The organism is Staphylococcus durrellii, assembly GCF_015594545.1.
GTDB lineage: Bacteria > Bacillota > Bacilli > Staphylococcales > Staphylococcaceae > Staphylococcus > Staphylococcus durrellii.
Window position 1 is genome coordinate 351543 of the sequence record NZ_JADIIO010000001.1, and the last position, 14990, is coordinate 366532.

Annotated in this window: 14 protein-coding genes; 13 read left to right on the top strand and 1 reads right to left on the bottom strand. The window is 34.3% G+C overall.

Going from position 1 to position 14990, the window contains the following annotated elements; genetic code table 11:
* The first annotated feature begins 79 nt into the window (after positions 1–79).
* The 5 genes from ISP02_RS01475 to bioB all read left to right on the top strand — a co-directional run bounded on the left by ISP02_RS01475 (position 80) and on the right by bioB (position 5970).
* On the top strand, positions 80–1339 hold the full coding sequence (locus ISP02_RS01475; protein ID WP_195719900.1) for an MFS transporter: 1260 nt from the start codon (positions 80–82) through the stop codon (positions 1337–1339).
* A 254-nt stretch (positions 1340–1593) separates the two neighbouring features.
* Positions 1594–2640 (top strand): ornithine carbamoyltransferase, encoded by a 1047-nt coding sequence (gene argF, locus ISP02_RS01480; protein ID WP_235980486.1) that lies wholly within the window; start codon positions 1594–1596, stop codon positions 2638–2640.
* Between the two features lie 168 nt (positions 2641–2808).
* Positions 2809–3657, top strand: a complete 849-nt coding sequence (gene ahlS / locus ISP02_RS01485; protein WP_195719901.1) for an AhlS family quorum-quenching N-acyl homoserine lactonase — start codon at positions 2809–2811, stop codon at positions 3655–3657.
* 43 nt (positions 3658–3700) lie between these two features.
* Complete coding sequence (locus ISP02_RS01490) at positions 3701–4834, top strand: zinc-dependent alcohol dehydrogenase family protein (RefSeq protein ID WP_195719902.1); 1134 nt, start codon at positions 3701–3703, stop codon at positions 4832–4834.
* Between the two features lie 152 nt (positions 4835–4986).
* Positions 4987–5970 (top strand): biotin synthase BioB, encoded by a 984-nt coding sequence (gene bioB, locus ISP02_RS01495; RefSeq protein ID WP_195719903.1) that lies wholly within the window; start codon positions 4987–4989, stop codon positions 5968–5970.
* 79 nt (positions 5971–6049) lie between these two features.
* Here the strand turns inward: bioB and ISP02_RS01500 are convergent, their stop codons facing one another.
* A complete protein-coding gene (locus tag ISP02_RS01500) occupies positions 6050–7246 on the bottom strand; it encodes an ROK family protein (RefSeq protein WP_195719904.1) in 1197 nt (398 codons plus the stop codon).
* A 134-nt stretch (positions 7247–7380) separates the two neighbouring features.
* Here ISP02_RS01500 and ISP02_RS01505 point away from each other — a divergent pair, with 134 nt between their 5' ends.
* The 8 genes from ISP02_RS01505 to ISP02_RS01540 all read left to right on the top strand — a co-directional run bounded on the left by ISP02_RS01505 (position 7381) and on the right by ISP02_RS01540 (position 14985).
* Positions 7381–8709, top strand: a complete 1329-nt coding sequence (locus ISP02_RS01505; protein WP_195719905.1) for a PTS sugar transporter subunit IIC — start codon at positions 7381–7383, stop codon at positions 8707–8709.
* Positions 8710–8734: 25 nt separating this feature from the next.
* A complete protein-coding gene (locus ISP02_RS01510; RefSeq protein WP_195719906.1) occupies positions 8735–9631 on the top strand; it encodes a DUF7916 family protein in 897 nt (298 codons plus the stop codon).
* Positions 9632–9645: 14 nt separating this feature from the next.
* Positions 9646–9966: a PTS sugar transporter subunit IIB gene (locus ISP02_RS01515; RefSeq protein ID WP_195719907.1), complete on the top strand. Its 321-nt coding sequence runs from the start codon at positions 9646–9648 to the stop codon at positions 9964–9966.
* 43 nt (positions 9967–10009) lie between these two features.
* The gene (locus tag ISP02_RS01520) at positions 10010–10303 is read left to right on the top strand and encodes a PTS lactose/cellobiose transporter subunit IIA (protein WP_235980523.1); all 294 of its coding nucleotides are present in this window, start codon (positions 10010–10012) and stop codon (positions 10301–10303) included.
* Positions 10304–10652: 349 nt separating this feature from the next.
* Entirely contained in the window at positions 10653–11447 is a 795-nt protein-coding gene (locus ISP02_RS01525) for an amino acid ABC transporter substrate-binding protein (RefSeq protein WP_195719909.1), read from the top strand.
* Positions 11431–12150, top strand: coding sequence for an amino acid ABC transporter permease (locus ISP02_RS01530; RefSeq protein ID WP_195719910.1), 720 nt, complete (start codon positions 11431–11433; stop codon positions 12148–12150). Before ISP02_RS01525 ends, ISP02_RS01530 begins: the two co-directional genes overlap by 17 nt.
* Complete coding sequence (locus ISP02_RS01535) at positions 12147–12878, top strand: amino acid ABC transporter ATP-binding protein (protein WP_195719911.1); 732 nt, start codon at positions 12147–12149, stop codon at positions 12876–12878. Before ISP02_RS01530 ends, ISP02_RS01535 begins: the two co-directional genes overlap by 4 nt.
* A gap of 175 nt (positions 12879–13053) precedes the next feature.
* A complete protein-coding gene (locus tag ISP02_RS01540; RefSeq protein ID WP_328806060.1) occupies positions 13054–14985 on the top strand; it encodes a BglG family transcription antiterminator in 1932 nt (643 codons plus the stop codon).
* Positions 14986–14990 lie beyond the last annotated feature (5 nt).

The following is a 14990-nucleotide window of genomic DNA, read 5'->3' on the forward strand; positions in this document are numbered from 1 at the left end:
AAGCGTTTTCTATTTTGGATATTTTGCTCACTTAATAGTTTATTTTGAAAACGTGAATAATAAAGGGGTGTTGTTACTTATGCACAATAAATTAGCCAAAATGGGTATGCCGCCAACATTGCTTTGGGGATACATTGGTGTGCTTATCTTTATGATGGGTGATGGATTAGAACTTGGTTGGATTAGTCCATATTTACAAAATCATGGGTTAACTGTTCAACAAACGGCAGCTTTAACTACCTGTTATGGCGTTACGATTGCAATTGGTTCTTGGTTGTCTGGAGTCTTGGTCGAGGTTATAGGACCTAGAAAAGTTATGTTGATTGGTACAGCATTATACATTATAGGACATGCGGTTTTTGCAGGTATAGCAGTGCCGTCAGAGCAATTTGGCTTAATGATTCCGACTTATGCAATTAGAGGTTTTGGTTATCCATTATTTGCATACTCATTCTTAGTTTGGGTAGCTTATCGCTCCCCACAAAAACGTTTAGGCGCAGCTGTAGGTTGGTTCTGGTTTGTCTTTACAGGTGGTTTAAGTGTATTAGGTTCATTCTATTCTTCATTTGCGATTAAACAAATTGGTTACTTTGGCACTTTATGGACAGCTATTATTTGGGTACTTATCGGAACAGTGCTTGCCGTATTCGTTAACCGCGATAAATTTTCATTGGAAGATCGTGAAGGTGGCGCTAAAGAGCATATGAGAGAAGTATTTGCAGGTATTTCTATTTTGTACAGAGAGCCTAGGGTTGCGATAGCTTGTATCGTTCGTATTATCAATCAAGCAGCTCAATATGCATTTCCACTTTTCTTACCGCTATATTTATCTAAAAAAGGTATCGAAACGACAACATGGTTGAATATTTGGGGTACAATTTTCATTGCTAATATTATTTTTAATCTAATTTTTGGAGCATTAAGTGATAAAATTGGCTGGAAAAATACAATTAGTTTTATCGGTGGTGTAGGTTGCGCTATCTTTACACTAGGTTTATATTTCTTACCAGAGCTTTTTACAGGCAACGTCTTTGTAGTAGGGCTAGTAGGATTTCTATGGGGTATGTGTTTAGCTGGATTCGTACCTATCTCCGCATTGGTACCATCATTAGTTGGTGAAGGAGATAAAGGTCCAGCTATGGCAATATTAAATCTTGGTGCAGGTTTATGTGTATTCGCAGGTCCTGGCCTTGTATACTTATTCTATAGTTCAATTGGTGTTAAAGGCATGATGTTCTTGATCTTTGGTTTATATGCAGCAAGTGCTATTATGACACGATTCTTAAAAACTCCAGAAGAGCGAGCTAGAAATAGTAAAAGAAAGCAAGTAACATCCTAATATATTAGATTCTTAAAAGATGAGCTCATAGGCTCATCTTTTTTCATTTAATGTATATAAAAGTGTGTATTATAACACCTCGGTTTAGTTTAATTATTAACTAAAATACTTACATAGCAATTTTTTATTGACGTTTTTCAAAATTTTATAAAAGTAGTCATTCTGATAATAATAAAATAATATACAATAAATAGTATAAATATACTTGATTTTTATTGGCTCTCTCGTTATGATAGTAAGTAATCTTACAAATATTGGAGAGTGATTTAGATGGGACGTACACGACTACATTAAAACAATTGCAAGAATTTAAAGGTAAAAGCTTTTTAAAAACTTGTGATTTTTCTTATGAAGACTTGATTACATTAATTGATTTCACGGGTGAATTAAAAGAAAAGAAAAACAGAGGTATTCCACACCCATATTTAAAAGGGAAAAATTTAGCGCTACTCTTTGAAAAACCATCTACACGTACACGTTCGGCATTTAGTGTTGCTGCATTTGACTTAGGTGCAACAGCTGAATATTTTGGACAAGGAGATATTCATCTAGGTGCAAAAGAATCTACCGAAGATACAGCCAAAGTGTTAGGTAGAATGTATGATGGAATTGAGTTTAGAGGTTACAATCAATCTGACGTTGAAATGTTAGCTAAATATGCCAATGTACCAGTATGGAACGGCTTGACAAATGAATGGCATCCGACACAAATGATTGCTGATTTCTTTACATTAAAAGAAAATTGGGGAACTTTTGAAGATAAAACTTTAACCTATGTAGGAGATGCACGTAATAACGTAGCACATGATTTATTAGTTACTGGTGCAATTTTAGGCGTCAATATTAATATTGCTGCACCGAAAGAATTACAACCCCACGATGATATTCAACAAATGGCGCAACAATATGCACAACAATCTAATAGCAAAATATTAATTACTGAAGATATTAAAGAGGCAGTGTATCAAACTGATGCACTATATACTGATGTATGGTTCTCTATGGGGGAAGATCACTCGGTATATCAGCAACGTATAGAACAGTTATTGCCATATCAAATTAATAGTGCGATGTTAGCCAATACATGTAATCCTGATATTATAGTGTTGCATTGCTTACCAGCTTTCCATGATTTGAACACACAAATTGGCGCAGAAATTTTTGAAAAGTTCGGCATTACTGAAATGGAAATCAGTGATGAAGTATTCCGTGGAGATCATTCAGTAGTATTCGATCAAGCGGAGAATAGATTACATTCAATTAAATCAATTTTATCTGTGACGTTAGGCGATGTTTTTTAAAGTTAAATAATAAGCTAAAAGTAGTGTGACTCGTAAAAAGTCTCACTACTTTTTTCCCCTTTCAATTAATAATAAATAATTTAATTGAAAGGGGAAAAATGTATATCTGTTTGTAAACGTTTACATTAAAGTGTAAAATATAACTATAAATCTAAGGAGATGATAGTTATGGTGAACTACAATAAAGAACGTATGAAGATTTATGTTTTAGATAATGGTCGCATGAAGATGGATAAAAATTTAATGATTGCCAACTCGAACCAAGCTACGTTAGATCATCCAGAAGCACCTAATGAAATGCATGAATTTCCTATTTACACTGTATTTATTGATCATCCAGAGGCAAAAATATTATTTGATACCGCATGTAATCCTAACGCTATGGGTGAAAATGGTAGATGGATTAATGCGACACAAAAAGCATTTCCATATTTTGCCGATGAATCTTGTCATTTACCTAATCGATTAGAACAAATAGGCGTCGACCCTAAAGAAGTAGATTTTGTAGTTGCATCTCATTTACATTTAGATCATGCAGGTTGTTTAGAGTATTTTACTAATGCAACAGTAATCGTGCATGACGATGAATTAAGTGGCACAATGAAAACTTATGCTCGTAATCAACAAGAAGGGGCATACATTTGGGCAGACATTGACGCTTGGATAAAAAACAATTTGAAATGGAGAACAATTCAAAAAGAAGACGACAATATCAAACTAGTTGAAGGTGTACGTGTATTAAACTTTGGTAGTGGACACGCATGGGGAATTATCGGTTTAGAAATCGAAAGTGCTGAATTAGGAACCATTATTTTAGCATCTGATGCTATATATACTAAAGAAAGTATGGGCAACCCTCCTAAACCACCAGGCATTCTATATGACTCTATTGGATGGACTAAATCTGTAGAGAAAATTAAAAAATTGGCTAACGAAAAAAAAGCTCAAATTTGGTTTGGGCATGATGGTGAGCAATTTGAAGGATTCCGTAAATCAACAGAAGGGTATTATGAATAATAATATTCGCTTTTATTAATGTTTGAAAAGGGAGAGATTGACTATGAAGACAAGAGCAGCAGTGCTACATGAAATGGGGACGCCTGGGCCTTATTCAGAAAGTAAGCCATTAACAATAGAAACATTAGAATTGTCAGAGCCTCGAGAAAATGAAGTGTTAATCAAAATTAAAGCAACTGGATTATGTCATTCTGATTTATCAGTGATTAATGGTAGTAGACCTAGACCTATGCCTATGGTATTAGGACATGAGGCGGCCGGAGAAATTATTCAAATAGGCGACCGTGTTACTGACTATGACGTTGGGGACCATGTAGTTTGTACATTTATTCCTAGTTGTGGTGGTTGTATACCATGTAAAGAAGGTCGACCTGCCTTATGTGAAAATGGGGCAGCATCAAATGCTACAGGGGAAATGATAGAAGGTGGTTTTAGACTACAATCTGATAAAGATGACGTGATGCATCATTTGTTAGGCGTAGCAGGATTTTCTGACTATGCAGTCGTATCAACTCATTCTATTGTAAAAGTAGATAAAGATATACCTTTTGAAAAAGTGGCAATCTTCGGTTGTGCAGTTATTACAGGTATTGGAGCAGTAATTAACACTGCCAAAGTTCGTTCTGGGAGTACCGTCGCAGTAATAGGTTTAGGTGGTATCGGATTAAATGCGATTATGGGTGCCAAATTAGCCGGTGCAAGTGAAATTATTGCTTTAGATATTAATGAAGAAAAATTTGATTTAGCTAAAAAGCTAGGCGCTACTGCAGTATTTAACTCAAGCGATGATAATATTGTTGAAGCAGTTAAAGATTATGAACAAGGCGGGGTAGATTTTGCGTTCGAAACAGCTGGTGTGGTACCTGCCATGGACGTTGCCTATAAAATAACTAAAAGAGGTGGTACGACAACTTCTACAGGTTTACCTGATCCAAAACATAAATTTGCGTTTCCCCAAGTTACATTAGCTGCTGAAGAAAGAACGATTAAAGGTTCGTATGTAGGCAGTTGTGTGCCAGATAGAGATATACCTAATTTCATAAGTTTATATAAACAAGGGCGTTTGCCAGTAGATGAACTATTGACTGACACGCTTCCCTTAGAAGATATTAATGAAGGGTTTGATCGTTTAGCTAAAGGCGAAGCGGCGCGTTTAGTCATTACTATGGATAATTAAATATATTTAATGCAAATTGTAAAAAAGTGTTGTCCATGTGATGACGCTTTTTTATTTAAAATAATGAGTCCAATTTGGCATTGAATGTAAACTTAAACTTATATAAAGTTTACATTTGTGCTATAATTCATATATCTTAAGGGGGAAGATATATGAATTTAGCTAATAATATTTTATCAGGGAAACACTTAACGAAGGAACAAGCCTATGATATTTATACTAATGATGACATCGAAACGATGGATTTAGTAAATGAAGCATACAAATTGAGACACTATTACTATGGTAAAAAAGTGAAATTAAATATGATTTTGAATGCTAAAAGTGGTATATGTCCGGAAGATTGTGGGTATTGTGGGCAATCTAGAGATATGAAACATAAAGAACGTTATGCATTAGTTTCCCAAGAAAAAATTGAACAAGGGGCAGCAGCTGCCGACGAAAATAATATAGGAACTTATTGTATTGTAATGAGTGGTAGAGGTCCTAGTAATAAAGAAGTAGACCATATTTCACGTACAGTAGAAAGCATTAAACTCAAACATCCACAATTGAAAATTTGTGCCTGTTTAGGCTTGGCTAATGAACAACAGGCCGCACAACTTAAGTCGGCAGGCGTGGATCGTTACAATCATAATCTTAATACGAGTGAACGCTATCATGGTGAGGTCGTTTCTACACATACATATGAACAACGGGTAAATACGGTTGAAACTATGAAGAAAAATAACATTTCCCCATGCTCAGGTGTTATTTGTGGCATGGGTGAAACTAATGAAGATAGAATTGATATGGCATTTGCGTTACAAGAAATCGATGCCGATAGTATACCAATTAACTTTCTTCATCCGATTAAAGGTACGAAATTTGGATCGATGGATGAGTTGACGCCAATGATTTGTTTACGAATCTTAGCTATGTTTAGATTAATTAATCCCACTAAAGAGATACGTATTGCAGGTGGACGAGAGGTTAACTTACGTTCACTACAATCCACGGCATTATTAGTTGCTAATTCAATATTTGTAGGTGATTACTTAATTACCGGAGGCCAACCTAATAAGTTGGACTACGATATGATACAAGATATGGGATTTGAAATTGATTATGGATTTAATGAGCTAGCTCAACAATAATAATTATATAGTTATAGAAAGAAAGTCGCTTAGCGAATCAATAAATCGTTAAGCGACTTTTTAGAATTTCACGAGATATTTATTGAGACCAAATGAGAGAATGAGACAACGCGAGTATTGCAGCACCTCGTGCACCATTAGTTACTTCATAAGGGATAATGTCAAAATCAATATCGGGTAAGCCTTGATATAAATTTTTATAACTTAAATATTCAGTCAAAATGTGACGCGTTATCATGTCGTTAAATAAAGGACCGTGCAAATAAATTTTTGAGGTATCTATCAACATTGATAAATTGTTCAACGTAACAACAACGGCATTAATAGCATCTTCAATAATATGAGTTATATCTGTATCACCCAATCTATATGCCTCTGCTACTTTAGCTAATGTAATATCTGAAGAGATATTTACTAGCCCTCTTAACAGTGAATGTTGGTTATGGTTATAGCTGTGTTGAGCTTTTTTGAGTATATTAAACCCACCTAAATAATTTTGTAAACAACCATATCTACCACACTCACAACGCTCGCCGTTTGGATAGACAATCGTATGGCCAATCTCACCAACCGAGAAATTATTGACGCCATATAGGCTTTCATTATAGATACTTGATAAGAAAATGCCCTGTACGGCATGGAAAAATACAAAATTATTTCCTTTATTATGCGTTGAGATTAAATGCTCATATAGACTCATACAATGAACGTTATTTTCTAAAAATAGCGGTACTGGTGCTTCATTAATTAAACGACTTAGATTAAACTTTTGCCATTCAGCTGAGGAAGCAATACGTTGATTTTGTTTATCGAAATGGCCGGGTATTGCGATTCCTGCTGCTTGAATATTTAAATTTTGATAGTATGTTAAACAATTGGTGAGTACAGCTAACAAGTAATTTATTGCCTCATCATTAGTAAAGTTTAAAATTTCTACTTTATGGTGTTGTTTAGTTATAACCTCACCAGCATTATTTATGAGACATAATGTTAAAAAATGGCGAGATAATTCTATACCAATATAATAACTATGATAATTAGTAATTGATAACGTAACTTTTTTGCGACCTGAACGATTTTTTGACTTAGAGTCGTTGTCAGTTAAACTATTAGCTTCAATTATTCCCTCTTTTATAAGCTCCCCAGTGATTGCTGTTGTCGTAGCTGGTGTGATGCCAGTGTTACGTGCGATATCTTTTCGCGATATAGGTCCACGTAGATATAATTCATTTAAGATCTTTCCTCGAATTTCTTTTTGTTTGTCAGTCATAGTCATAAAAATACCACCATTATAGTTTTAATATAGTTATTAAGATTATAACAGGATAAGTGTATATTGACACTTAATTAATTATAAAATATAATTAATTAAACTTGTGAAATCGCTTACATAAAATGGGGGTGTATAGAATGAGTAAATTTAATGATGCATTAGAGAAACATTTATTGCCAGTAGCTTCAAAACTAGGTTCGAATAAAATATTAATATCATTGCGAGATGGTATTATTGTGGCAATGCCACTGATTATAATTGGGTCTATCTTTTTAGTTATTAGCGGTATTGCAATTCCAGGGTGGATTGAATGGTTAACATCTACGGGGATTTTAGATTATTTAACTAAAGCAGTAAACGGAACTTTTGGGTTAATGGGGTTAGTTGCTTGTTTTGGTGTAGCACACAGCATTGCCAAACAATATAATACTGATGGTGTTTCAGCAGGGATAATTTCTATGGCTGCATTTTTAGTAGTTACACCAAATGTGATGACAGGAGGCAAAAAGCCAGAAGAGGCTATACCACAAGTTTACATGGGAAGTCAGGGGTTATTTGTAGCTCTAATTATAGGTATTATTTCGGGACTGATTTTCCAATGGTTTATCAATAGAGATATCAAAATAAAAATGCCTGATCAGGTACCACCGGCAGTCGCCAAAAGTTTTAGTGCCTTAATACCAGGTGCCGTAATTATAATTTTATGGTTATGTGTTTATGTGGCATTAGATTTATTGCCGTTTGGAAACATACACAAATTGATTATTAATACGTTAGGTGTGCCGTTAAGTTTCTTAGGTGGCTCGCTTATTGGGACAATTATTTTGGTTGGACTTAATAGTATGTTTTGGTTTGTCGGCATACACGGGGCTAACGTCGTTAACGCAGTTATGCAACCAATTTGGTTAAAAAATATTGACGAAAACCGATTAGCGTATCAAGCTCATCCTAATGGAGATTTACCACATATTATTACACAGCCATTTATTGATAACTTTGTATTTATGGGTGGTAGTGGCTCGACGATAGGTTTGATTATCGTAATTGCAGTGTTTGCTATAAAACATCGAGCGAGTAAAGTTACAAAAATGATGGCACCAATAACATTTATACCAGGTTTGTTTAATATTAATGAACCTACGATGTTTGGTATACCCGTCGTCTTAAATATTCGACTTATCGTACCATTTGTATTAGCGCCAATGATTAATGCGACGATAACCTATACAGCGATGTCTACCGGCTTAGTACATTTAACGAATGGAACAGCAATGCCGTGGACGATGCCACCTATTTTGAGTGGATTTTTAGCAACGGGTCATATTAGTGGGTCACTCATTCAAATTTGCTGTATTATTATCGATATTTTATTATATTACCCATTTTATCGTGCGATGGAAAAATATAACATTTTAGCTGAACAAGAAGAAACAAGTAAAGAATCTGAAACAAATATAAATAATTAAGTAACTAATTTAGGGGGCTATTTTAATGGTAAAAAGATTAATAAGCGCAAACGCATCAGAAATTTTGCAAATGTCACCAACAGAACTTAAACAAAGTATAAAAGCTAGCGACGGGCGAGTTATTTTAGCAGAAAATGTTGTGACAAGAACGCCTGTCATTCCAGATATTACTAACGCTGAATTATCCCGTGCATTTGGAGCGGATTTAATTTTATTAAATGGTTTAGACGCGTTAGCTCCAAAGGTTGTAAATGTAGATGAAGATAAGCATGTAATTGAGGAATTACGACGTTTGGTAGGGCGACCAATTGGAGTTAACCTTGAACCAGTAGATGATATTGCGAATATGGCTGAAGAAAAATTGAATATTGCAGAGGGACGACAGGCTAATACGAAAACAGTGCAAGCTATTGAGCAATTAGGTTTAGATTTCGTCTGTATGACAGGCAATCCAGGAACTGGTGTAACAAATGAAAAAATAGTAGGGGCAATAGAAAATACGCATAAACATTTCTCTGGACTTATTATAGCTGGAAAAATGCACAGTGCAGGGGTGGATGAACCAGTTATAACTACAGAATATGTAGAGAAATTTATCTCTGCTGGTGCGGATATCATTCTTGTGCCATCTATAGGCACTGTACCTGGTTTTGATGAACATCAGTTAAAAAATATAGTTAAAGCCGTACATCATAATGGTGGTCTTGTAATGTCGGCTATTGGAACTAGCCAAGAAAGTTCTGATCCTAGTACAATTAGAGATTTTGCCATTAAAAATAAAGTTTGCGGGGTAGATATACAACATATAGGCGATGCTGGCTATGGAGGTTTAGCACCAGTAGATAATATTTTTGAGATGAGTAAAGCTATAAGAGGACAAAGACACACGGTTTCCATGGTGGCGCGTTCTATTAATAGATAAAGGATGGGATTAATATGGCTAAAAAAACTATAATGTTAGTGTGCGCTGCAGGCATGAGTACAAGCATGTTAGTAAAGAAAATGGAAGAAGCGGCAAATAATCAAGGTCTAGAACGTGAAATATTTGCTGTCTCTACTTCAGACGCTGATGCTCATATTGATAATGAGGACATCGATGTATTACTACTTGGACCTCAAGTAAGATATAAAAAAAACGAATTTGAACATCGTGCGAGTGGACATAATATTCCTGTTGAAGTTATCCCTATGACGGATTATGGTACTATGAATGGGAAAAATGTAATTAATTTGGCAGAACAATTAATGTCTCAATAAGGTGGTGTTTAGATTGGAAAATAATAAAATAACTGAACAAGCAATGTCATTAATTGCATTTGGTGGGGATGCCAAAAGTAGTGCTATGGAAGCTATTTATGCTGCAAAAAAAGGGGATTTTGAGGGTGCTGAACAAAAAGTAACACAAGCACAACAATCATTAACAGAAGCGCATCAAATTCAAACTAAGATGCTTACTGAGGAAGCACAAGGTAATCATCAAGAACTTACATTGTTAACAGTGCATAGTCAGGACCATTTAATGACCGCAATTGCATTTAATGATATCGCCAAAGAGATGATTGATTTATATAAAGAAGTAAAAGTACAAAATTAAATGAATGGGAAATGGGTAGAAGTTTGTTCGTTTAATAAATTTATTTGACTATTGCTATAATGATATATAAGTATGAAAATAAATAGCTCTTTTGAAGTAATCATCAAAATCTAGTGTTAAGTCTGCGACAATTAGTTATGTCGCAGACTTTTTTTAGGTTGTAAATTATATTTATTTAATTTTTAGTAAATATGTTTAGTATAGCAGCAATTATTGCAATAAAGGTTCAGTAAGAAATTAAGCAAAATTTAAAAAGTTATGTAATTTTAAAAAAAAATGTTGACTATTTAAGTAGATGGGGCTAAACTATTTTTAATCTGATAAGAATAATAGGAATAGAGGTAATGTGATGAAAAAAATTCTTTTTAGTTTATTAGCTTTAGTGATTGTTATAGCGGTAGCTGCATGTGGGAATAACAGCTCTAATAAGAAAAGTAGTGAAACTAAAACAGTCGATAAAGAAAAAACATTTATCGTAGGTACAGAAGGGACATATGCACCTTTCTCTTACCATGATAAAAATGATAAATTAACTGGTTATGACATAGATGTGATGAAAGCAGTAGCGAAAGAAATGGGTTATAAAGTTAAATTTAAAGAAACGCAATGGGACTCAATGTTTGCAGGTTTAGATTCTGGACGTTTTAACGTTATTGCTAACCAAGTTGGTATCAATGATGAACGTAAAGAAAAATACCAATTCTCTGAGCCTTACACATATTCTCAAGCGGTATTAGTAGTTAACCAAAACAATAAAAATATTAAATCATTTGATGATGTTAAAGGTAAAAAATTAGCACAAACATTTACTTCTAACTATGGTAAGTTAGCGAAATCAAAAGGTGCTGAATTAACTAAAGTTGACGGCTTCAATCAAGCAATGGACTTGTTACAATCTCATCGTGTTGAAGGTACATTTAACGATAATATTTCATATTTAGACTATAAGAAACAAAAGCCTAACGCTAAAGTTAAGTCAATTGAAGGTAATGCAGAGAAAAGTCAATCTGCACTAACTTTCACTAAAAAAGAAGATAAAAAGACGATTGAACAAGCGAATAAAGCATTGAAAAAATTAAAAGATAATGGCGAATTAACAAAAATAAGTAAGAAATGGTTCGGCGCAGATGTTTCTAAACCTTAACCATGAACAACAACACGCATTAAACGCAGCAGGACAAGCATTTGGCCCTATGTTAGAGGGACTCGTTAAATATTCAATTCCAATAACGTTAGTTACTTTTGTTATTGGGTTAATCATTGCATTATTTACTGCTTTAATGAGAATATCTACGAGTCGAGTGTTGAGAAGCATTGCTAGATTTTACATTTCAATTATTCGCGGGACACCTATGATCGTACAACTATTTATTATCTTTTATGGAATCCCGGAACTAGGTAGACTTATTACTGATAATTCCGATAACCAGTGGACTTTAGCCCCTGTAGTAGCAGCGATTATTGGCTTATCGCTAAATGTAGGTGCGTATGCTTCAGAAATCATTAGAGGCGGTATTTTATCTATAGCTAAAGGTCAAACTGAAGCAGCTTATTCTATCGGTATGAATTACCGACAAACAGTACAACGTATCATTTTACCGCAAGCAATTCGTGTATCAGTGCCTGCTCTGGGTAATACGTTCTTAAGTTTAATAAAAGACACATCGCTTTTAGGTTTTATATTAGTCGCAGAAATGTTTAGAAAGGCTCAAGAAGTTGCATCGACGACTTATGAATATTTAACAATATATATTTTAGTCGCTTTATTGTATTGGGTAGTATGTTTCATTATATCTATCGCACAAAATTACTATGAATCTTATCTCGAAAGAGGGTATCGCTCATGATTGAATTAAAAAACATAAAAAAATCGTTTGGTGATACCGAAGTGATTAAAGGTATAGATTTAACTGTTAATCAGGGAGAAGTTGTGACTTTGATTGGCAGGTCTGGTTCAGGAAAAACTACATTATTACGCATGATTAATGCATTAGAGTTACCATCATCTGGAGTAGTGTATGTCGATGGTAAAAGCTATAGTAATGATGACAAAAAATCTCAAATAACAGTGCGTCAAAAGTCGGGTATGGTTTTTCAAAGTTATAATTTGTTCCCACATAAAACAGCTTTAGAAAATGTTATGGAAGGACTTATAACTGTTAAAAAGGTTAAGAAATCAAAAGCTGAAAAGCAATCTTTGGTTTTATTAGAAAAGGTTGGACTTACAGAAGTAAAAAACCAACGACCTAATGCATTGTCAGGAGGGCAACAGCAACGCGTGGCAATAGCTAGAGCTCTAGCTATGAATCCACAGGTTATGTTATTTGATGAACCGACATCAGCGTTAGACCCGGAATTAGTCAACGATGTATTAAATGTTATTAAGGAACTCGCAAACGAAGGTATGACAATGGTCATCGTAACCCACGAAATGCGCTTTGCTAGAGAAGTCTCCAATAAAATCGTCTTTATACATGATGGTTATATTGGCGAACAAGGAGAACCACAACAAATTGTTAATCAGCCCCAAACAAATGAATTGCAACGTTTTTTAAACGTAATTAGAGAAGTCTAGTGTAATGTCGCACTAGGCTTTTTTATTTTGGTTAATTTATTACACTAATATTATAAAGACTGCTGATTAGTTAGATGTGCAATAATTCGGAATTTTTAGCGAATCACATTACACATCTACAAATAATAGAAAGCGTTTACAATATAAATGTGAGGAGGCATTACAGTTGCTAAGTATGAGACAACGACAAATTCTTGATTTTGTATCTGCACAAGGACAATATGTTTCGGTTCATGATCTAGCCAAGCAATTTCAAGTTTCTGCACGCACCATTCAGTATGATATAGAGTTAATTGAAAACATGATTGATACGTTGCACATAACTTTGGAAAGAAATAAGGCCAATGGGATTAAGATAATTAATACACGTCAGCAAACAACTAATTCTGAATCAGCTCAAAACAGAGTTATACATTATGCTAAAAGTGAACGTATATTATATATCATTTTAAAATTATTCGAGTCATCACTGCCTACGTCCTCACAATCATTTGCTGCAATGGTATCAGTATCTCGTAGAACAATCGTAGAAGATTTGAAAGATGTACAAAAATGGCTAGCCTCACAAAAATTAAATTTAACTTACGTAAAGAATAAAGGGTTTATTATTGAAGGTGATGAACATAACTTTAGAAAAGCCTATGCAACACGTGTTAATGAGTATTTTCAAACGCATACGCACCAAATAGGAAACCATTTATTTTCTAATGATGATTTAAAACAAATTCGTCTAACCGTTACTACAACTTTAATGGAGCATCGATATCAATTGGTTCAAAGTGCAATAGATGGTTTGATTTATCATATTTTAATCGCTATTCACCGTACCAAAGAAGCATATACTTTTGAAATTCCTCAAGCAGAATATGATCGACTCGCTCAAACTGAACAATTTTATATAGCGACACTTATTGCACAACGTCTGGAATTGGTGTTTGATATTCAATTTCCGACAAGTGAAGCAGCGTTTATTACTTTACATTTATTGGGCGCTAAAAGTGTTGAAGAAAATACAATGTTAGAGCGCTCCGATAATTTGGAAGTATTAGGTTATGAACTTATAGAGCATATGAGCGGTGAACTAGGCGTTGATTTGATGGCTGATAATAAATTATTAAATGGTTTAATCGTCCATCTTCAACCTGCGATATATCGTATGCAGTTCAACATGAGTCATGTAAATCCATTGTTGCATGATATTCATGCTCAATACGAACATATTGTAGAGGCACTCAATAGACATTTAAGTGCAATTGAATCAGCCTATAATATTCAATTTGATGATCACGAAATTGCTTATATTACATTACATTTTGCATCGGCTATTGAACGCGGTACGTCATTAAAAAAGAAATCAATAAAAGTAGTATTGCTTTGTGGATCGGGAATCGGTACATCCCAACTACTTAAGAGTAAAATTATTAACATTTATCCTGAATTAGAGGTCGTTGATGCGTATTCAATTTATGAAATTTCAGAGAACCAGTTAACACACGATGGTATAGATTATGTAATTTCCACTGTACCCGTAAAATCATTATCCGTTCCTGTTGTTAATGTTAGCCCATTTTTAGCTGCAGAGGATCGTATTAAATTAAATAACATAATTAATAACGCGAGAGAACAATATGTCAACAGTATTAAATCTGTAGGACCAACGTTAAATCAAGTTTTATCACAAGCTAATATATTAACTGATCAGCCAAAAGTATGCCGAGATGCAGCGATTTATCAAGGTGTAGAATTATTAGTAAAACAAGGCATTGTAGATACAACATATGCCAAAGCGGTTATAGAGCAATTAGATAAGTTTGGTCCTTACATGGTTATTAGTCCACATATCGCTCTTGTCCATGCCCATCATGGCCATGTTAACCAAGGTGTTGGTTTTAGTTTAGTGCACTACAATGAAGGAATTGATTTTAACCATAATCAATACGATCCAGTATATATAGTGATAACTTTAGCTACCGAACAACCTAAAATTCACTTAAATGCGTTGAGACAATTGAGCGAATTATTGATGGATAATAATAAAAGACAGATTTTATTACAAGGAGAGTTAAACCAAATTATAGAGAGCATAGATGAAGTCAGTGAGACATAGGGGAG

Excerpts from the sequence above, each read along its gene's own strand:
- ahlS (WP_195719901.1), top strand. The coding sequence starts at position 2,809 with ATGGTGAACTACAATAAAGAACGTATGAAGATTTATGTTTTAGATAAT.
- ISP02_RS01515 (WP_195719907.1), top strand. The coding sequence starts at position 9,646 with ATGGCTAAAAAAACTATAATGTTAGTGTGCGCTGCAGGCATGAGTACA.
- ISP02_RS01505 (WP_195719905.1), top strand. The coding sequence starts at position 7,381 with ATGAGTAAATTTAATGATGCATTAGAGAAACATTTATTGCCAGTAGCT.
- ISP02_RS01490 (WP_195719902.1), top strand. The coding sequence starts at position 3,701 with ATGAAGACAAGAGCAGCAGTGCTACATGAAATGGGGACGCCTGGGCCT.
- ISP02_RS01530 (WP_195719910.1), top strand. The coding sequence starts at position 11,431 with ATGTTTCTAAACCTTAACCATGAACAACAACACGCATTAAACGCAGCA.
- ISP02_RS01525 (WP_195719909.1), top strand. The coding sequence starts at position 10,653 with ATGAAAAAAATTCTTTTTAGTTTATTAGCTTTAGTGATTGTTATAGCG.
- bioB (WP_195719903.1), top strand. The coding sequence starts at position 4,987 with ATGAATTTAGCTAATAATATTTTATCAGGGAAACACTTAACGAAGGAA.
- ISP02_RS01540 (WP_328806060.1), top strand. The coding sequence starts at position 13,054 with ATGAGACAACGACAAATTCTTGATTTTGTATCTGCACAAGGACAATAT.
- ISP02_RS01535 (WP_195719911.1), top strand. The coding sequence starts at position 12,147 with ATGATTGAATTAAAAAACATAAAAAAATCGTTTGGTGATACCGAAGTG.
- ISP02_RS01510 (WP_195719906.1), top strand. The coding sequence starts at position 8,735 with ATGGTAAAAAGATTAATAAGCGCAAACGCATCAGAAATTTTGCAAATG.
- ISP02_RS01475 (WP_195719900.1), top strand. The coding sequence starts at position 80 with ATGCACAATAAATTAGCCAAAATGGGTATGCCGCCAACATTGCTTTGG.
- ISP02_RS01520 (WP_235980523.1), top strand. The coding sequence starts at position 10,010 with ATGTCATTAATTGCATTTGGTGGGGATGCCAAAAGTAGTGCTATGGAA.
- ISP02_RS01500 (WP_195719904.1), bottom strand. The coding sequence starts at position 7,246 with ATGACTATGACTGACAAACAAAAAGAAATTCGAGGAAAGATCTTAAAT.